This window comes from Geomonas sp. Red276 (assembly GCF_054784495.1).
In genome coordinates this window covers 1-18,824 of record NZ_BLXW01000025.1, presented here as the reverse complement: position 1 = coordinate 18,824, position 18,824 = coordinate 1, and the positions used below count along the sequence as shown (strand labels likewise).

The window sequence follows — 18,824 nt, the reverse complement described above, 5'->3', positions numbered from 1 at the left end:
GCATGCAGAAATCCAACCACGGGACCATACTTAACCTCCCCAACATCCTGACCATGCTGAGAATCGCGGCCATCCCGGTTCTCTGCGTGCTGCTGCTCTCCCCGGACCGCCGTCCCTGCTTTTGGGCCGCGGCGCTCTTTGCCGCCGCCTCGGTGACCGACTGGCTGGACGGCTACCTGGCCCGCAAGATGGAGATCGTCACCGTCTTCGGCAAGTTCCTCGACCCGATCGCGGACAAACTGATCGTGATGGCGGCCCTCATCATGATCCTCCCCTACGACCGGGTTCCGGCCTGGATGGTGCTGGTCATCCTCGGGCGCGAGATCATCATCACCGGCCTGAGGGGGATTGCCTCCACCGAAGGGATCGTGATACCCGCGAGCAACCTCGGCAAGTTCAAGACGATCTTTCAGCTAGTGGCCATTATCGGGCTGCTGCTGCATTACGACTACCGCTGGTTCTTCTCCGTCGACCACCCCCTCCTCGTAGTGAACATGCACCATGTCGGAATGTTCTATCTGTGGATAGCAACAGTGATCACTATCTGGTCGGGAGTCGACTACTTGAATAAGTTCGTGAAGGTCATCGCCCGTTAGCAAAATTTCCCATTGACAAAAGAATGGATTCACGATATACATTCACCTCCTTTCGTTGATTAAGGCGGCGTGGCCAAGTGGTAAGGCAAAGGACTGCAAATCCTTCATTCCCCGGTTCAAATCCGGGCGCCGCCTCCAGAAACATCAAGGGGTTAGCTTAAAGCTAGCCCCTTTTTTCGTCGTAACGGGTTTCCCCGATTTTTTAGGAATGCTTAATTATACCACATGATGAATTGTTCCTCGGCAAGGGGAACGACGTAGAATCGCAAAGATGGGGACGGCGCCGGCGGGTGTCGTCCCCTTTTTCGTGGCGAAAACAGGGAGCGTCAGCGGCCCGAAGGGAGGTGGCGAAGGGCCAGGCGGGGGCGATTGATTGGGTACCGGAGCTAGCGCAGCGGCAGCTCGCCGCTGAATACGGCGTGGGCACCGTCGATGACGTACTGGGCGGCAATGAAGGCGAGCAGGAGGCCGGCGATCCTGGTCACGATCCGCATGCCGAGGGCACCGACGGTCCGGGCCAGTTCGTCGGCCCAGAAAAAAAAGACGAAGGTGACGGCGAAGACGACGGCCGCCCCGGTCGCCAGCACCAGGATGGAAAGGGGATCGCCCGCCCGTGCGGCGAAGATGAGGGTGGTGGCGATGGCACCGGGACCGGCCAGCAAAGGGATGGCGAGCGGGGTCACCGAGACGTCTTCCTTTTCCTCGGCCAGACGTTCCTCGCGGCTGCTGGTACCGGTTCCGGTCGCGTGGCCGTGCAGAAGCTCCAGGGAGATCAGGAAGAGGAGGATGCCGCCGCAGAGGCGGACCGCGGAGGTCTTGATGCCGAAGTAACCGAGGAGGTAGGGACCGGCGACCAGGAAGAAGACGATGACCACGAAGGCGATGAGGCAGCTCCGCCACGCGGTGGTGCGGCGCTCGGCCCGGCTCTTGTTGGGGGTGATGGCGAGGAAGATCGGGATGCCCGCCAGGGGATCGACGATGATGAAGAGCTGGACCACGAAGACGATCAGCAGCTCGGAGTAACCGCCCATGCCACCTCCTTCCCGGATGAAGCCCGGCAGGCGATGAATGCCCTTTGCGGAGGCATCACGCCTCTCATTATTCTACCACCGGGGAGGAGCAGGGAGGCCCTGCCCTTTCTATGCATCTCTTCTTTACCCTCTCCCCTCGCCCCACTGGGGGAGAGGGGAGAGGGTGAGGGCAAAGCTCCGACGAAAATCTCCTTCACCCGGCCTTCGGCCACCCTCTCCCCTGAAGGGGAGAGGGTGATGATGATTAACCCCTCCCCCAGAAGGGGGAGGGGTGGCGAGTCATGTGAAGTACGAGGAGGGGCTACGGGTGGGCGTGGTTGATGGAGAGCTTCTTCATCATGTCGTAGAGGGTCGGGCGGCTCACGCCGAGCTCCTCGGCGGCCTTGAGGATGTTCCCCGACTGCCGCTCCATGGCCGAGAGGATCATCTCCCGCTCCATCCGTTCCCGGGCCTCCCGCAGGGAGAGCCGTTCCGGACGGGCCTCCAGGGCGGCGGAGGTGTCGGTGTCGCAGCCCAGGTCCGAAGGGGAGATGGCGCCCCCCTCGCACATGATCACCGCGCGCTGCACGCGGTTTCTGAGCTCGCGCACGTTCCCCGGCCAGTGGTAGCGCTTCATGAAGGCGGCGGCGGTCGCGCTGAAGCGGGAGACCTTCTTCTTGTTCTCCTTGGCGTAGAACTTCAGGAAGTTCTCGGCCAAAAGGAGCACGTCGTCGCCCCGCTCCCTCAGGGGGGGAAGCTTGATATTGATGACCCCGATCCGGTAGTAGAGATCCTCCCGGAAACGCCCCTCGGAGATGGCCCTGTCGATGTCGACGTTGGTGGCGCAGGTGGTACGGGCGTCGATGGAGATGTTCTCCCTCCCCCCTACCCTCTGGATGGTCCCCTCCTGCAGGAAGCGAAGGAGCTTCACCTGGAGGCCGACCGGGAGCTCGCCGATCTCGTCCAGGAACAGGGTGCCGCGGTGGGCGTACTGCAGTTTCCCCTGCACGGTGATGTGGGCGCCGGTGAAGGCCCCCCGCTCGTGCCCGAAGAGCTCGCTCTCCAGGAGGTTCTCGGGGATGGCCCCGCAGTTGATGGCGACCATCGGCCCCTTGCGGCGCAGGCTCGCCTGGTGGATCGCCCCGGCCACCAGCTCCTTGCCGGTCCCGCTCTCCCCGGTGATCAGCACCGGCGCGTTGGAGGAGGCGACCTTGTTGATGGTGGTGAAGACGGCCTGCATCTCCGGGCAGCTCCCGACCATCCCCCAATGCTCGCCCGCATCGGCAGCACTCCCGTCCCCGCCCGACTCCTGCGCGAGCCCCGCCAGGTGGAAGGCGCGGGCCACCATCACCTTGAGGTCGGCCAGGACCGGCGGCTTGTAGTAGAAGTCGGAGGCCCCCATCCTGAGCGCCCGCAGGGCGTTCTCCCGGTCGTTGTTGCCGGTCAGCATGATCACCTTGGCGGCCGGATTGACCTCCATGATCTCCTCGAGGCAGCGGAACCCCTCCTCGGAGGTGTCGGGGCTTGGCGGGAGGCCGAGATCGAGGAGCACCACGCCGGGGCGCTCGGCGCGGAACATGGCCGACGCCTCGCGGGCATCGGCGGCCACCACCACCTTGTATTCGCTTCCCAGCCCCCACTTGAGCTGGCGCCTGATATCCTCGTTGTCATCCACGATCAAGATCTTCTGCACGACTCCCTCCTTCATCAAGCGGCATGGACCATGACACCGGCCGCATCAAGCTCCAGCGGCGGAAGCCAGACGGTGAATTCGGTTCCCACCCCCTCCACGCTGGAGACCTCAAGCCTCCCTCCATGGGCCGCCACGATCTGGCGGCACTGGTACATCCCGATCCCGAGCCCCTTGAGCTTGGTGCTGCGAAACGGGGTGAAGAGCTCACTTCTGATAAAGCGCGGCGACATGCCGCAGCCGCGGTCGATCACCTTGATGTACGGGGCCCCGTCATGCCCCACCTCGGCGGTGATGGGGGCCCCCCTCTCGGAGGCCTCGATCCCGTTCAGGAAGAGATTCAACAGCACCTTCTGGAGCTCCTCCTCGTCCGCCATGGCGCTGTGGCGTTCGCCGGTAACCGAGATGGAGCCCTGCACGAGGCTGGCGCTGCGCTCCACCAGGGCCAAGAGATCCACCGGCCGCAGGCGGTAGAACTCCATCTCCTCGAGGTTGCTGAGCCTCCCGATCAGGTCCTGCATCTTCTGGGAGGTCCTTCCCAGGCTCTCCAGCATGTCGCGCTGGAAGTCGGGGTTGTCGATGTGATCGCCGGCGTTGTCGACGATGAGCGAGACCGTCGAGGCCAGGTTCTTCAGGTCGTGAATCACGAAGGTGGCGAGGCTCCCCGCCGCCTCCATGGCCCGGGCCTGGGTGAGCTGCTCGGAGAGCCGCTGCTGCTGGATCGAGATGGAGACCTGGCGGCCGATGGCCTTCATCAGGTCGAAATCCTCGTAGCGGTAGCGCTCGTCGGGGACCATCCGTTCGCCCAGCGCGATGAACCCGATCAGCCTCTCACCCTCGAAGAGCGGGATCACGAACGAGATCCGGTGCCGGTCGATGAAGCTCCGGTTGGCGGCCAGGATCTCCGGGTTGTCGTCGCCGCTGTAGAAGACCCACCTTTTACCGCGCAGGAAGGCGAGGAGCGGGTTGTCGTCGGCCAGGGCCTCCTCGGCACCCTCCAGGTCGAGGACCCCGGTGGCGCAGAACCATCCGCACCCTTCCTGGTGGAGGTAGATGGCTCCCCCCCGGACCCCGAAGATCTCGCAGTAGGCCGAGAGGATCCGCTTGAGGAGATCTTCGCCGGAACCGGCGGTCGCCAGCCGTTCGGTGATGGCGAGCCACTGGGTCCGGTAGTCGTACTTGCTCTGGTAGAAGTTCTTGTGCAAAAAGACCTTCACTTCCCGCTTGAGCCGGTTGGAAAGGAGCACGAGGAGGAGCAGCATCCCCGAGATGAACCCCAGCGCCATGGTCAGCACCCGCGGGAACTGGTCCCCGAAGTAGCGAAGCCCCTCCCCCAGGGCACCGAGCAGGACCAGGTAGCCGACCACCGCGGCCAGGGCCGCCGAACGCAGGAGTATCCGCTGGGAAACCCGGATCTTCACCGCCCCGCGCCTCTCCGCGCGCGAGTAGAGCACGAGCCCCGCCCCCAGCATGAAAAGCAGGGCGCGCAGCGGCACGAGCTCCATGTTGAGCGTCCGCTGGAGCAGGGCGTTGCTGTAGTAAAAGACCAGCACCGCCAGCATCGAGCCGAGCGCCACGATGTCGAGCTTGACCCGCCAGAGCGCATCCGGGGAGGCGTGCAGCAGGGTCGATTCGAAATTCATCAGGGCGGCCACCAAAAAGACCAGGATGGCCACGTAGAAAAGGTATCCCCGGTCGGTCAGGAAGAGGATCCGTTCGGCCGGGAAATCGGGGGCGTAGTAGAGCTCCTGGGGGGCGAGGACGACCGGGACCAGCAGCAAGAGGCCCGAGAGCGCGAAAAGCCCCCACCCCCACCTGCCGACCCCCTTGACCCCGCCCTCGCGGCCGTAGCTCAGGCTCAGAAGGAGCCAGAGGGCCGGGGTCACCGCCTCGATGTAGAGGACCGACTGGCGGCAGGGGCCTCCGCTGTCCACCCCGGTGACGGCGCAGAGGTCCCCCAGCTCCAGCAGGGCGGCCGACGCCAGGGTGGCAACGAGGAGCCAGCGCGAGCCGCGCCGCTGCGGCTTAAAGATGAGCCTCAGCACGGACAACGACAGCATGGCCACGGCGATCAGCGAAATCGTCATACCGTTTCTCCGCAGGGCGGCGCGCCGCAACCGGCGCGGCGCGGGGGAGCTAGAGGGACCAGCACCTGATGCCGGCCTCGGCAAGCTGAGGCCGGTCGTACACCCCTTTCACGTCGATCAGCACCGGGTTGTCGCCCATGAGCGCCTTGAGGTCGGCGGGGCGGTACTCCCGGTACTCGCGGTGGGCCACCGCGGCGACCACCGCCACCGCCGGCTTGAGGGCCTGGCGGGGGACCAGGGTCACCCCGTACTCGTGGACCGCCTCGGCAGGGTCGGCCAGGGGATCAGTCACCTGGACATCCATGCCGTAGTCCTCGAGCTCGTGGACGATGTCGGCGACCTTGGAGTTCCTGAGGTCGGGGCAGTCCTCCTTGAAGGTGAGCCCGAGCACGGTGACGCGGGCGCCCAAGACCGGATGCCCCGCCTTGATCACCTCCTTCACCGCCCGCTGGGCGATGAATTTCCCCATGCCGTCGTTGATGCGGCGGCCGGCCAGGATCACCTGCGGGATGTACCCCGACTTCTCCGCCTTGTGGGTCAGGTAGTACGGGTCGACACCGATGCAGTGCCCCCCGACCAGCCCGGGGGTGAACTTCAGAAAGTTCCACTTGCTGGCGGCGGCCGCCAGGACTTCCTTGGTCTCGATACCGAGGCGGTCGAAGATCACCGCCAGCTCGTTCATGAGGGCGATGTTGAGGTCGCGCTGGGTGTTCTCGATGACCTTGGCAGCCTCGGCCACCTTGATGGTGGGGGCCCGGTGCACCCCGGCGGTGACCACCGAGCCGTAGACCTCGGCGACCACGTCTAGGGTGCGGGGGTCCTGCCCGGAGACCACCTTCTTGATCTTCGTGAAGGTGTGCTCCTTGTCGCCGGGGTTGATGCGCTCCGGGCTGTAGCCGACGGTGAAGTCGACCCCCCCCTTGAGCCCCGAGACGAGCTCCAGGATCGGGAGGCACTCCTCCTCGGTCACCCCGGGGTAGACGGTGGACTCGTAGACCACGATGTCGCCAGGCTTCAGGGCCGCCCCCACCGATTCGCTCGCGCGGTACATGAGCGAGAGGTCCGGCTGGTTGGCCTTGTCGATCGGGGTCGGGACGGCGACGATGTGGAAATCGGCCTTGCGCAGCACCTCGGTGGAATCGGTGTAGAGGATGTCGGCCGCCCGCAGCTCCTCGGCGGAGACCTCCCCGGTGCGGTCGAAGCCGTCGCTCAACTCGGAGATCCTGGTCCGGTTGATATCGAAGCCGATGGTCTTATGCTTTTTGCCGAAAGCCACCGCAACTGGCAGGCCGACGTAACCAAGCCCGATGACTGAAATGACGCGATTGGTATCCATGAAAACCTCCGGTGTGGCCCCTCTGGGGGCACGGGATTTGAGAACGGTAAAAACGGCCGGCCGCCGGTGCGGGCGGCTTTTAGCAAGAGGCTAACTCGGGAGAAACCCCCGTATCTGCGGGAGGAAGTCCCCGACGAACTCCTTGGCGATCTCCCCCGCCCTCGACTCCCCGCCGGCGTCCGGAAAGGGGACCGAGATCCGGATGAAGGAGGCGTCGCGGCGGTTACGCAACAGCGAGTTGGCGATTTCGGCGGCCTTGAGGGAGAATTCCTCCGAGACGGTCACCCCGCCCACCTGGTACCAGTAGAGAAACAGCTCGCGGTTGTCCCCCTTCTGGTAGACCGCGCGCACGAGGTTAAGCTTCTCGCCGGCCGCGGCCAGTTCGGTCCGCACGGTGGAGAGGGTGAGCCACCCGCTCCCCGGCAGGCAGTGCTTGGGTGAGTGGATCTCCCCGCTCCCCTTCCCCCCGTCGTGATAGCCGATGTAGAGTTCGACCCTCTCTCCCCGCTCGTTCACGTACTGCCGCATCAGCACATCCGAGGCCTGCAGTACCGCCAGCACCCGGTCCGAGAGGTGCGACTCCCCCGCCATCCGCCAGCGGCTCACCGTGGAGGGAAAGAGATCGAGCGGCTTCTTGATGGGGACCTGCTCCGTGCCGTGAAACTGGAGGTAGCAGCCGGCCGCCACAAGGAGGAGGTACACCGCCGCGAAGTGCCGCTTCTTCAGCATGGCCCCTCCTTCTTCCGCGACAGGAGCGCTCCCAGGGCGACCAGGAGGGCGGCCGCCGCCATGAAAACCACCAGGCCGGCAAATTCATGGAAAAAGCCTTCCGCCGCCCGCGCCCCCCAGTACTGGGCCAGCAGCCCGGTGCCGATCACCCGCAGGGCGTTGGTGAAGACGGCGATGGGGACCGCGGCGATCACCAGCGCCACCCGTCTCCCGGCCGAAAGCTTAAGGAAAAAGGCGCAGGCGACCGCCAGGGCCAAAAGCGAGATGAGCGAGCGGATCCCGCTGCAGGCGTCGGCCACCTCCAGGGTGGTGAGCGGCAGCTGGATCACGTTTCCCTCCCGCAGCACGACCACACCGGCCAGTTGGAGGAAGGCGATGGAGACCCTGGTGACAAAGAGCTTGAGAGGGAAGGCGACCGCGTCGTAAACGAGGTACGGGAGGGGGACCATGAACAGCAGGTAGGCAAGCGGCAACAGCATCAGCCGGAAAAGCCCCCTGCCAAAGAAGAAGAGCGTGATTCCCCCCAGGGCCACCACCAGGGAACTCCTCATGGTGAAGAGTTCCATACCGAGCCGGCCCACCACCAGTTGCAGCATGGCAAAGATCAAAAGGAGCAGTCCCGGCCACCACGGCTTGACCACGGTGGCGGCCACCAGCCGGCGGCGTTCCCAGACGAAGAAGCCGGCCACCAGCGGGACGAGAAAACCGTGCGAGTAGTTGGCGTCATCGTACCACTGGCGGGCCATGTCCGGCACCACCTTGGCGTAGACGGCCATCAAAAGCAGCAGCGTGAAGAGAAAGGCGAGTCGATTCTGCCGGAAAGATTCATCAAACGTCACGCCGCGGCCCTCACTCTAATTAGACCACACCTGAACAGGTTTAAATTAAACATTTACCATCTTTTCCTGTCAAGTCAGAAATGCAGCACCGGACATTTTTTGTCACCCGGTCCGATCGCCCACCCACACCGACCGGTCTTTTAATTATAACAGCCACACCATACTGACGGACCGAGATTACTAATTAACGCCGAAATAGCCACTTACCCATGAGGGCGCCGGGGTCGTGTAAAGTATAGCGGCATTTTGTCGGATGTCCTTACATTGATGAAAAAATTTTTTCCCACTGATGGCGCCCATTTACGAGTAAAAACTACTTAATTAGCATATGGCATCTTTTTTGCTCATTATTTGCCGGGCCACTGCGTCCCGAGTTCCGGTTCACCCGCCCCGGAGGCCGGCGCCCCCTTCCCACCCTGCCCAAGAAGCCCGTTGTAAAATAATCCGACGCCGGCCGAACAGACCGGAACCAGGGAGACCCCAATGACCGAGACTTTGGAACGGCATCACATCGGCTGCAAGTCTATCAAGAACATCCCCTTCTTCGCGGACTTGAGAAACGAGGAGATCGAAAACGTCGAGAAGCTGTTCGTGAAGAAGGAGTACGCCAAGGACCAGGTGGTGCTCCTGGAGGAGGACACCAGCAAGTGCATGTACCTCATCTACTCCGGAAAGGTGCGGGTGGTCAAGCACAACGAGGAGGGAAGGGAGCAGATCATCTCCATCCACCGCAGAAACGAGTTCTTCGGCGAGATGTCGCTCTTGGACGGCAAGACCAATCCCGCCACGGTCATCGCCCACGAGGACGCCGTGATCGGCTTTCTCGCCAAGGAGGATTTCGAGGCCTACCTCTTAAGCAACGCCCGCTTTCAGCGCAAGATCATCGACCTCCTCTGCCGCAGGCTCCGCGACTCCTGGGAGATGATCAAGATCGTGAGCTTCAACGCGGAGAACGCCCAGGACCGGGTGATGTCCCTTCTCGAGAGGCTCGCCGAACTCTACGGGGTCAAGGACCAGCGCGGCGTCATCATCGACGTCAAACTCACCCACCAGCAGATGGCCAACTTCGCCTCGGTCACCCGCGAGACCATGAGCCGCGTCCTCAAAAACCTCGTGAAGGAGAACCTGATCGCCATCATCGACAACAAGACGGTGGTGCTCAGCAAATCGTTCTTCACCACGAGGGACAAACGTCCCTTTCAACCCATTACCGTCGAGTACTGAGCCTCCCCTCCCCTCCCCCGGCCCGCGACCGGCCGGCCGGGCCAAGCGGCGTCGTTCCAGGGCCTCCCGCCGCAGATCGTCCACCACCAAATAAAAAGGGGCCGGCTGACCAGCCGGCCCCTTTGACGTTCACGACAGCGGCGTCTCTCTAAGGTGTACGGATCTCCACCGCGGCCAGGTTCCACATGTTACCGGTGGGGGCGGTGTCGTTGATGGTGACCGCCGTCCCGGACGAGGCGATGGCGCTCGTCTGGCGCTGCACCCAGTAGGCGTCCCAGGTGCCGCTGGAGAGGAACTGGTGCACCATGGTCTGGTTGGCGCCCACCGTCCGGGAGGTGTAGCTCGTCCAGTCGTTGCCGACCCCGAAGACCCAGGAGTTGGCCCTGGTGGTAGTGAGGGAGACCGACGGGGCGCTCGCCGAGGCGCCGCCGGTGGCGACCGCACCGATGGCGCTCGCCCCCGAAGCGGTGCCGGTCAGCGCCACCACCGTGATGGAGCGGGACGATACGCTCTGGTTCAAGGTGGCGGTGACCGTGCCGGTCAGGGCGGTGGTGGCGTAGGCGTACCAGACCTCGGCGGTCCCCCGCTGGCCGTTGGCGAGCGCGGCGCGGGTCCAGGTGAGCGAACCGCCCGAGATCGAGGAGACCGAGGTATTGGTGCCGGTGTCGGGAGAGCTGGCGCTCACGAAGGCGAGCAGCAGTTCGCCGGCCCCCTTGGTGGTGAAGGAGGGGGAAGCGATGGTGCTGCCGGCGGTGGCGACGTCGGTGTAAACGGTGGTGTCGAGGGCGATGGTGGCCGTGGAGGCGATGGTGAGCTGCAGGGGGGCCGTGGCGGTACCTCCCAGCGAGTCGGCGACCTGGACGGTGAAGCTGGAACTCCCCGCCGTGGTCGGGGTGCCGGTGATGGCGCCGGTCGAGGCGTTGAGGGAGAGCCCGGCCGGCAGCGATCCGGAGGTGACCGACCAGCTGTAGGGCGCGAGTCCGCCGGTGGCCGAAAGGCTCTGGCTGTAAGTCGTATTGATGATGCCGGAGGAGAGCGTGGTGGTGGCGACCGCCAGCTGTCCGTAGACGGTGAGGGTCAGCGCCCTGTTGGCGGTGGTGCCGTTCGCGTCGGTCACCTGCAGGGTGAGCGAGGCGCTGGCCGCCGCGGTCGGGGTCCCGCCGATGACGCCGGTGGAAGGCGCCAGGGTGAGCCCGGCGGGAAGGGTCCCGGAGGCGACCGACCAGCTGTAGGGAGCGAGGCCGCCGCCCGCCGCCAGGGTCTGGCTGTAGGCGGTCCCCGCGGTGCCGGTGGCAAGTGTCGTGGTGGTGACCGACAGCGGCTGGAAGATGCCGATGGTCAGCGCCTTGGTGGCGGTGCCGCCGAGGGAGTCGGCGACCTGGACGGTGAAGCTGCTCGTCCCGGTGGCGGTCGAGGTGCCGGTGATGGCGCCGGTGGAGGCGTTGAGGGAGAACCCGGCCGGCAGCGCGCCGGAGGCGACCGTCCAGCTGTACGGAGTGGCGCCGCCGGTGGCCGAGACGCTCTGGTTGTAGGCGAAGCCGACGATGCCGTTGGCAAGTGACGTCGTGGCCACGGTGAGCGGCGCATAGACGGTCAGGGTGAGCGACTTGGTGGCGGTGGCGTTGTTGGCGTCGGTCACCTTGAAGGTGAGCGCTGCACTCGCCGCCGCGGTCGGGGTGCCGCTGATGGCGCCGGTGGTGCCGTTAAGGGTGAGGCCGGCCGGGAGCGTGCCGGAGGTGAGCGACCAGCTGTACGGGGTGAGCCCGCCGCTGGCGGCCAGGCTCAGGCTGTAGGCGGTCCCGACCGTGCCGGTGGCGAGGCCACCGGAGGAAACCGCCAGCGGCTGGTAGACGGCCAGGGTGAGCGCCTTGCTGACCGCGGTCCCAAGCGCATCGGTGACCTGGACGGTGAAGGATGCGGACCCGTCGGCGGTCGGGGTCCCGGTGATGGCGCCGGTGGCGGCGTTAAGGGAGAGCCCCGCCGGCAACGCGCCGGAAGCGACCGCCCAGCTGTAGGGAGTCGCCCCGCCGGAGGCCGAGAGCCCCTGGCTGTAGGCGGTCCCCACCGTGCCGGTGGCCAGGGTGGCGGTAGTCACCGCGAGCTGGCCGTAGACGGTCAGGGTGAGCGACTTGGAGGCGGTGGTGCCGTTTATGTCGGTCACCACGAAGGTCAGGGTGGCGCTCACTGCCGCCGTCGGGGAGCCGGTGATCGCACCGGTGGTCCCGTTGAGGGTGAGCCCGGCGGGCAGCGTGCCGGAGGTGATCGACCAGCTGTAGGGGGGCGCCCCGCCGGTTGCTAAAAGCCCCTGGTTATAGATCCCGCCCACCGTCACGGTGGCAAGGGAGGTGGTGGTGACCGACAGCGGCTGGAAGACCGCCACGGTCAGGGCCTTGCTGACCGCGATGCCGAGGGAATCGGTGACCTGGAAGGTGATGGCTGCGGCACCGTCGGCGGTGGGGGTCCCGGTGATGGCGCCGGTGGTGGCGTTGAGGGTGAGTCCGGCCGGCAGCGTGCCGGAGGTGATCGACCAGCTGTACGGGGCCGACCCGCCGCCTACGGCGAGCGTCTGGCTGTAGGCGGCCCCGACCGTGCCGTTGGCGAGGCCGGTGGTGGTCACCGTCAGCTGGCCGTAGACCGTCAGCGTCAGGGCCTTGGTCGCGGAGCTACCGTTGCCGTCGGTCACCTTGAAGGTCAAGGAAGCGCTGGCGGTGGCGGTCGGGGTGCCGGTGATGGCGCCGGTCGCGGCGTTCAGGGCAAGCCCCGCCGGGAGCGTGCCGGAGGCGATCGACCAGTTGTAGGGAGTCGCCCCGCCCGAGGCTAAGAGCGTCTGGCTGTAGGAGCTCCCCGTGGTCCCGGTGGGGAGCGTGGCGGTGTCGAGGGTGAGCGGCGCGTAGACCGCGAGGTTCAACGACTTGGACGCGGTGGTGCCGTTGGCGTCGGCGACCTGGAAAGTGAGCGGGCCGCTCGCCGGGGCGGTCGGGGTACCGGTAATGGCACCGGTGGAGCCGTTCAGGGTGAGACCGGCCGGAAGCGTCCCGGCGCTGATCGACCAGTTGTAGGGGGTCGCCCCGCCGGAGGCGGAGAGCGTCTGGCTGTAGGCGGTCCCCACCGTCCCGTTAGCAAGGGCCGCGGTTCCCACCGCGAGCGGCTGGTAGACGGCGAGGGTGAGCGACTTGGTCGCGGTGCCGTTGGCGGCATCGGTGACCTGGACGATCAGCGTGGCGCTGGCAGTGGCGGTCGGGGTACCGATGATGGCGCCGGAAGTAAGCGAGAGCCCGGCCGGCAGGGTCCCGGAGGTGATCGACCAGACATAGGGGGCGGTCCCGCCGGTGGCGGAGAGCGGCTGGCTGTAGGCGCTTCCCACGGTAGCCAAGGGAAGCGACGAGGTGGTCACCGTGAGCGGCTGGAAGACGGTGACGCTCAGCTGGGCCTGGGCGGTGACCCCGCGGCCATCCGCCACCTGCACCGTGATGGGGCTACTCCCCGCCGCGGTCGGCGTACCGGAGATAACTCCGGTGGCCGGGATGAGGGTTAGGCCGGCGGGGAGCGTCCCGGAGGTCACCGACCAGCTGTAGGAGGAAGAGCCGCCGCTGGCGGCGAGGCTCTGGCTGTAGGCGGTTCCCACCGTCGCAACCGGCAGGGAGGCCGTCGTTACGGTGAGCGGTGCATAGACCGCCAGCGGGAAGGCCTTGGACGCGGAGTTCCCGGTGCTGTCGGTGGCCTGGATGGTGACGTTGCTGCTTGCCGCCTGGGTCGGGGTACCGGAGATGACCCCGGTGGAGTCCATGGCGAGCCCGGCCGGGAAGCTCCCGGAGGTGAGTGCCCAGGTGTAGGGCGAGGTGCCGCCGCTGGCCGCGAGGGTCAGGCCGTAGGCGACGCCGACCGTGCCGTCGGGGAGCGAGGAGGTGGTCACCCCCACCGCCGATGCCACCTGGTACCCCCAGACCTCCATCTCGGCCAGGCCGACGTTGGAGCCGGTGCCGGTCACCACGGTCATCTTCACCGAGTTGGTGACTTTGGGGGAGAAGGTGACGGCGGTCGCCGAGCCGTCGTTGGCGAGCGGTCCCACGCTCACCGTCGACCCGTCGCTGAAGGTCAGGGTGGCGGAAAGGATCTGGTCGCTCAGGTTCGGGCGGTCGTAGAGGACGATCTTGTCAACCTGGTAATAGGCGGGCCAGCTGAGGCTGATCCAGGCGCCGGCAACCTGGCCGACGGTGGCCCATTCCTTGGTGTAGTCGCCGGGATAGCCGTCGACCACGCCGTCGATCGCCTTGCTGGCGAGCTGCCCGTAGGTGCTGTTCTGTGAGGAGGCGGTGGCGGTGGCCAGCGGGGCGACGTTGCGATCGACCAGGGCGTAGATGGTGATCGACATGGTCTGGGAGCCGGTGGTGCCGTTGGCATCCCTCGCCTGGACGGTGAAGCTGAAGGCTCCCGCGGCGGTGGGGGTTCCGGAGATGGTGCCCGCAGAAGGATCGAGGACGAGGCCACCGGGGAGGCTCCCGGAGGAAACCGACCAGCTGTAGGGGGCGAGCCCGCCGGAGACCCAAAGTACCTGGCGGTAATTGAGGCTCACGGTCCCGGTCGGCAGGGTGGCGGCGGCCACCACCACCGGGGTGTACACGGTCATCCCGAGCGATGCCGAGGTCACCGTGGCGCCGACGGCGTCCTTCACCTGGACGGTGAAGGCGAAGCTTCCGTCCACGGTCGGGGTGCCGGAGAGGATGCCGCTGCCGCTATTGAGGGTAAGGCCGGCCGGCAGGGCCCCGGAGGCGACCGACCAGCTGTACGGCAGGACACCGCCCGAGGCGGAGAACGGCTGGCTGTAGCCGGCCCCGACGGTGCCGAAGGGGAGCGAGGCGGGGGCCATCGAGAGCGATGCCGGGAGTTGCGTCCGCACCTCCACCGCCGCGAGGTTGAACATGTCCGCGGTCGGGTAGCTGTCGCTGATGGCGACCGTGGTACCGCCGGCAGGGGTGACTGCGCTCATCCGCTGCACCCAGTAGGTGTCGGCGGTCGGGGAGAGGAACTGGTGCATGACGCTCTGGCCGAGGACCGCGGAGCGGGAGACCGCTCCCGACCAGTCGTTACCGGTCCCGAGCACCAGGGAGTTGTCGCGGGTGGTTACCAGCGAGACGTAGGGGGCGCCGGTGAGGGCTCCCGCGCTCCCCACCGCGCCGATGGCGTCGGCGTTGGCCGCCGTGCCGAGCAATGAGACGACGGTGATCGAGCGCGAGGAGACGCTCAAGCTCAGGGTCGCGGTGACGGTGCAGGTCGTGGCGGAGGGGGCGTAGGCCCACCAGATCTCGGATACCCCCGGCTCGGTGTTGCTTCTCACCGCCTTGGTCCAGGTGAGCGCGGTGCCGGTGTTGGTGACCGAGGAAACCGTGGTGTTGGCGCCGGTGGAGGGGCCGCTCGCGTCGATGAAGGCGAGCAGGAGTTCCCCGCCGGCCTTGGTGGTGATGCTCGGCGATGATATCGTGGTCCCTGCCGTCGAGGCGTCGGTGAAGACCGTGGAGTCCACGGTGATGGTGTGGGCCGCGTCGGTTACGCTCAGGGAGAGATTCTTGGTGGCGATGTCGCCCCAGGAGTCCTGCACCTGCACGGTGATGATGGTGTTGATGGCGGCGGTCGGAGTACCGGCGAGAACCCCGGCGGAGCTCAGGGTGATCCCGGCAGGAAGCGTCCCCGAGGCGAGCGACCAGCTGTAGGGGGCGAGGCCGTTGGCGACCGTGAGGGTCTGGCTGTAGGCGGTCCCCACGCTCCCCGAGGGGAGCGGGCCGTTGGTGGTGACGGTCAAAAGGGAGCTCCCGATGGTCTGCCCTAAAGAGGCGGTGGCCAGGTAACCATTGGCGTCCACCACCTGCACGGTGAAACTGGAGGAGCCGAGCGCCATCGGGGTCCCGGTGATGTGGCCGGTCCCCGGGATCAGGGCAAGACCTGAGGGGAGCGCGCCGGAGACGACCGACCAGGTGTAGGGGGCCAGGCCGCCGAATGCGGTCAGCGCCTGGTCGTAGGCGACGTGCAGGTTCCCGGACGAAAGGCTGGCGGTGGCGACCTTGAGGGCGGCGCTCACGGTGATGGTCATGGCGCGCTGGGCGGTGGCGCCGGCGGCGTCGGTGACCTGGAGGGTGAAGTTGGAGTTCCCGGCCGCGGTCGGGGTCCCCTGGATGATCCCGGTGCTGGCGTTGAGGGTCAGCCCGGCGGGAAGGCTACCCGAAGCGAGCGACCAGCTGTAGGGAGTGAGCCCGCCGGTGGCCGACAGGGTCCTCGCGTAGGGATACCCGACTGAACCGGTGGAGGCGGCGCCGGAGACCACGGCGAGGGTCGGGGCTGGCTGGCCGAAGACCTGGAACTCGGCCAGTCCGGTCGCGGTCCCGGTGGCCTGCTTCACCGTCAGGGTCACCGACAGGATCTTTTTCAACGGGAAATTGAAGGTGTTGGAGGAGCCGTCGTTATTGAGCGCCGCGACCGCGATGGTGCTCCCGTCGTTGAAGGTCAGGGTGGCGGACTGGATCTGCTCGGTCGCCTGCGGGCGGTCGTAGAGGACGATCTTGTCGATCAGTTGCGCCTGCGGCCAGGTCAGGGTGATGTACGCCCCCCCCAGCTCGTTGTTGGTGACCCACTCGGCGCTGCAGTTGTTGGGGCAGCCGTCGATCACCCCGTCGACCGCCTTGGCGCCGGTCTGGCCGGTGGTGCTGTTCTGGGAGGAAACCGTCACCGTGGAGGCCGGGGCCACGTTTCCGTAGCGGCCGGTGGAGAGGACGGTGACGACCACGGTGTCGGGATAGCTCGTGCCCCCGGCGTCGGTGACGGTCAACTGGAAGACGAGCGGCTCTGCGAAACTCAATCCCGAGGGGGCCGTGAAGGTCGGGTTGGCGCTGGTGGCGCCGGAAAGGGTGACGCTTTTACCCTGCAGCTGTTTCCATGCGTAGCTGAGGGTCCCGCTGTTGGCGAGGCTCCCGGTGCCGTCCAGGATGACGGTGGCGTTCTCGGCCACCACCTGGTCCGCACCCGCGCTCGCCACCGGCGGGGCCGCCCCGGCCGGATACTCGGGGAAGAAGAACTCGTCGCGGTGGGTGAAGTTGGAGAGGAAGGCCGCCGACGAGGGGTCGGTGAGCTGAGACGGGTACGACTGGATGGTCTGGTACTTCAGGTTGTTAGCGAGCGCGATGTTCTGGAGGGCGAAAGGAACGCCGATACTCTCGCGGACACTCCAGTTGAGGGGCGTGGAGCTCAGGATGACGGGGGCGGAGAAGACGGTGGCCGGGTTGGCGGCGGCGGGCCAGGCGGTAATGGTCCCGCCGTGGATGATGGTGGTATGGATGGCCGGCGCGTAGGACGGCAGGGTGGACGCCAACGAGGCCAAGGCATCCTTCAGGAAATAGTAGCTGTAGACGTGGTCAGGATGCTGGTCGTAGGGGCTGGTGATGAAGATGTGATCCGGCTTGAAGTCGGCCAGGATGGCTGCCAGGTCGGTCACCGCGTTGGGCTTGTTGTAGTTGGCGTGGGAGCCGAACTCGTAGAAATGGTAGTCGGTGCCGCCGAGGCCTCGGTGCCCGTAGGTGGCGCTCGCCCCGGAGGGGGCGGCGTAGATGCTGGTGGTGGCAGTGTACTTCTGGTACAGCGGCTGGAGCCCGTAGGTCCCGTAGGTCGCCCCCGGTGCCATACCGCCGTCCGGGTAGCCTAAGAAGATGATATCGCTCTCCTTCATCCCGAGCTTCCCGGCCATGGCCGCCACCGTCTCGTCCTGGCGGGTGTTCCCGCTGGCGACGCCGTTCAAGTCACCGTTGGTCATCAGCACCAGTTTCACCTGGGTGCCGTCGGCCAGAGAACTGCTGATCACCCCGGAGCACATGAGCGCCTCGTCGTCAGGGTGCGGCGCAATCACCAAGACCTTGGCCAAGGCGCCATTGCACATAAACAGAAGCAAAATCAGGACCGAGAAAAGATACCGCACCGCGACGCCCATAAGCTTCCTCCTCCTCGTTCGACTCATCGTCGATTCTGTGAATCGGCGTTCTGAAAGGCATGCCAGAAATCAGCAAGAAGCACGCCTGCCTTTTGGCCAGGAAACCCGCTGGAATCACAGGAGATAAATACATTCTCATGGGATGCATTCTAAAAAAAGTGTCGGCAACGCTGACAGTTACGTCGCCAAAGTTTACAGTTCCTTAAATTTCTCCAAAAAGAAACGGGGCGCAGGATGTTACCTGCGCCCCGTTGGGGGTGGGCCGTGCTGTTACCGGCGGTTAGGGAGTGCGGATCTCGACGATGCTCAGGTTGTACATGTCGGCGGAGGGAGCGGTGTCGTTGATGCTGGTGCTCGTCCCGGTGAGGGAGACCGGGCTACCCATCTGCACCCAGTAGGTGTCGGAGGTCGGGGAGAGGAACTGGTGCACCATGCTCTGGCCGGAACCAAGGGTCCTGGCTACCGCGCCGCTCCAGTCGTTGCCGGTACCGACCACCAGGGAGTTGGCCTTGGTGGTGGTCAGCGAGGCTTTCGGGGCACCGGCGGCGGAGTTCCCGCCGCTGACTGCGCCGATGGCGGCCGAGCCGGTAGCGGTCCCGGTGAAGGCCATCACGGTGATGGAGCGCGAGGAGACGGACTGGTTCAGGTTGGCCTTCACGGTGCCGGAGAAGGTCGAAGGAGCCCAGGCGTACCAGATCTCGGAAGTGCCGCGCTGCACTGCGGTGGCGACCGCCTTGGTCCAGGTAAGGGTAGTGCTGCTGCTGACGGAGGTCACGTAGCTGTTGGAGCCGGAGGAAGGAGCCGAGCCGGTGACGAAGGCGACCAGCAGACGACCGGCGCCGGTGGTGGTCAGGGTCGGCGAGGTGATGGAGGAGCCGGCGCTGGAGGAATCACGGTACACGCTCTTGTCGACGCCGATGGTGGAGGTGGCTACCGGGAGGGTGATGACTACGGAGTCGACCTTGGAGGCGGAGATGTTACCGGCGGCGTCCTTGGCCCAGGCGTATGCGTTGCGGGTACCGGCGGCGGAGAAGGTGAAGCTGGTCGGTGCCACCGAGCTCCAGCCGGAGGCGGAAGCGGACGGGGTGGAGGAGCTTTCGGTGATCAGGTAGCCGGTGACGGCCACGTTGTCGGTTGCGGTGAAGGAGGTCACGGCCACGGTCAAGGAGCTGGCGGTGGAGGGCATCACGAAGTTCCCGACCACCGGGGCGGTGGTGTCGGCCACCACGTTGGAGACGTTCACGGTAACACCCGAGGTCGAGCCGACGTTGCCGGCGGCGTCGTAGGCCTTGGCGCTCACCGCGTAGCTGCCGTTGGCGTAGGAAGTGGTGTTCCAGTTGAAGC

Annotated in this window: 9 protein-coding genes, 1 tRNA gene and 1 pseudogene; 3 read left to right on the top strand and 8 right to left on the bottom strand. The window is 66.0% G+C overall.

The genetic code is table 11. The features are described 5' to 3' along the window. The first annotated feature begins 2 nt into the window (after positions 1 to 2). Positions 3 to 596 (top strand): CDP-alcohol phosphatidyltransferase family protein, encoded by a 594-nt coding sequence (gene pgsA / locus ACYVL5_RS16425; RefSeq protein ID WP_460596656.1) that lies wholly within the window; start codon positions 3 to 5, stop codon positions 594 to 596. Between the two features lie 63 nt (positions 597 to 659). Beyond that, a tRNA-Cys gene (locus ACYVL5_RS16420) sits at positions 660 to 734 on the top strand. 248 nt (positions 735 to 982) lie between these two features. Here ACYVL5_RS16420 and ACYVL5_RS16415 read toward each other — a convergent pair. The 6 genes from ACYVL5_RS16415 to xrtA form a co-directional block, all read right to left on the bottom strand. Beyond that, the gene (locus ACYVL5_RS16415; RefSeq protein WP_460596655.1) at positions 983 to 1,627 is read right to left on the bottom strand and encodes a MarC family protein; all 645 of its coding nucleotides are present in this window, start codon (positions 1,625 to 1,627) and stop codon (positions 983 to 985) included. Positions 1,628 to 1,928: 301 nt separating this feature from the next. Continuing rightward, on the bottom strand, positions 1,929 to 3,299 hold the full coding sequence (gene prsR, locus ACYVL5_RS16410) for a PEP-CTERM-box response regulator transcription factor (RefSeq protein ID WP_460596654.1): 1,371 nt from the start codon (positions 3,297 to 3,299) through the stop codon (positions 1,929 to 1,931). A gap of 14 nt (positions 3,300 to 3,313) precedes the next feature. Continuing rightward, positions 3,314 to 5,383, bottom strand: a complete 2,070-nt coding sequence (prsK, locus tag ACYVL5_RS16405) for an XrtA/PEP-CTERM system histidine kinase PrsK (protein WP_460596653.1) — start codon at positions 5,381 to 5,383, stop codon at positions 3,314 to 3,316. Positions 5,384 to 5,432: 49 nt separating this feature from the next. Further along, positions 5,433 to 6,719: a nucleotide sugar dehydrogenase gene (locus tag ACYVL5_RS16400; RefSeq protein ID WP_460596652.1), complete on the bottom strand. Its 1,287-nt coding sequence runs from the start codon at positions 6,717 to 6,719 to the stop codon at positions 5,433 to 5,435. A gap of 90 nt (positions 6,720 to 6,809) precedes the next feature. Beyond that, a complete protein-coding gene (locus tag ACYVL5_RS16395; protein ID WP_460596651.1) occupies positions 6,810 to 7,448 on the bottom strand; it encodes an EpsI family protein in 639 nt (212 codons plus the stop codon). Continuing rightward, entirely contained in the window at positions 7,442 to 8,287 is an 846-nt protein-coding gene (gene xrtA / locus ACYVL5_RS16390) for an exosortase/archaeosortase family protein (RefSeq protein ID WP_460596650.1), read from the bottom strand. Before xrtA ends, ACYVL5_RS16395 begins: the two co-directional genes overlap by 7 nt. 483 nt (positions 8,288 to 8,770) lie before the next feature. On the opposite strand from xrtA, the gene ACYVL5_RS16385 reads away from it, so the two are divergent. Further along, positions 8,771 to 9,511 (top strand): Crp/Fnr family transcriptional regulator, encoded by a 741-nt coding sequence (locus ACYVL5_RS16385; protein ID WP_460596649.1) that lies wholly within the window; start codon positions 8,771 to 8,773, stop codon positions 9,509 to 9,511. Positions 9,512 to 9,659: 148 nt separating this feature from the next. Here the strand turns inward: ACYVL5_RS16385 and ACYVL5_RS16380 are convergent, their stop codons facing one another. Together ACYVL5_RS16380 and ACYVL5_RS16375 are read right to left on the bottom strand one after the other, a co-directional pair. Then, a complete protein-coding gene (locus ACYVL5_RS16380; protein ID WP_460596648.1) occupies positions 9,660 to 17,480 on the bottom strand; it encodes a putative Ig domain-containing protein in 7,821 nt (2,606 codons plus the stop codon). A 280-nt stretch (positions 17,481 to 17,760) separates the two neighbouring features. Then, positions 17,761 to 18,824, bottom strand: a pseudogene (locus ACYVL5_RS16375) (hypothetical protein); the annotation flags it as partial.

Excerpts from the sequence above, each read along its gene's own strand:
- ACYVL5_RS16400 (WP_460596652.1), bottom strand. The coding sequence starts at position 6,719 with ATGGATACCAATCGCGTCATTTCAGTCATCGGGCTTGGTTACGTCGGC.
- pgsA (WP_460596656.1), top strand. The coding sequence starts at position 3 with ATGCAGAAATCCAACCACGGGACCATACTTAACCTCCCCAACATCCTG.
- ACYVL5_RS16380 (WP_460596648.1), bottom strand. The coding sequence starts at position 17,480 with ATGGGCGTCGCGGTGCGGTATCTTTTCTCGGTCCTGATTTTGCTTCTG.
- ACYVL5_RS16395 (WP_460596651.1), bottom strand. The coding sequence starts at position 7,448 with ATGCTGAAGAAGCGGCACTTCGCGGCGGTGTACCTCCTCCTTGTGGCG.
- ACYVL5_RS16385 (WP_460596649.1), top strand. The coding sequence starts at position 8,771 with ATGACCGAGACTTTGGAACGGCATCACATCGGCTGCAAGTCTATCAAG.
- ACYVL5_RS16415 (WP_460596655.1), bottom strand. The coding sequence starts at position 1,627 with ATGGGCGGTTACTCCGAGCTGCTGATCGTCTTCGTGGTCCAGCTCTTC.
- prsK (WP_460596653.1), bottom strand. The coding sequence starts at position 5,383 with ATGACGATTTCGCTGATCGCCGTGGCCATGCTGTCGTTGTCCGTGCTG.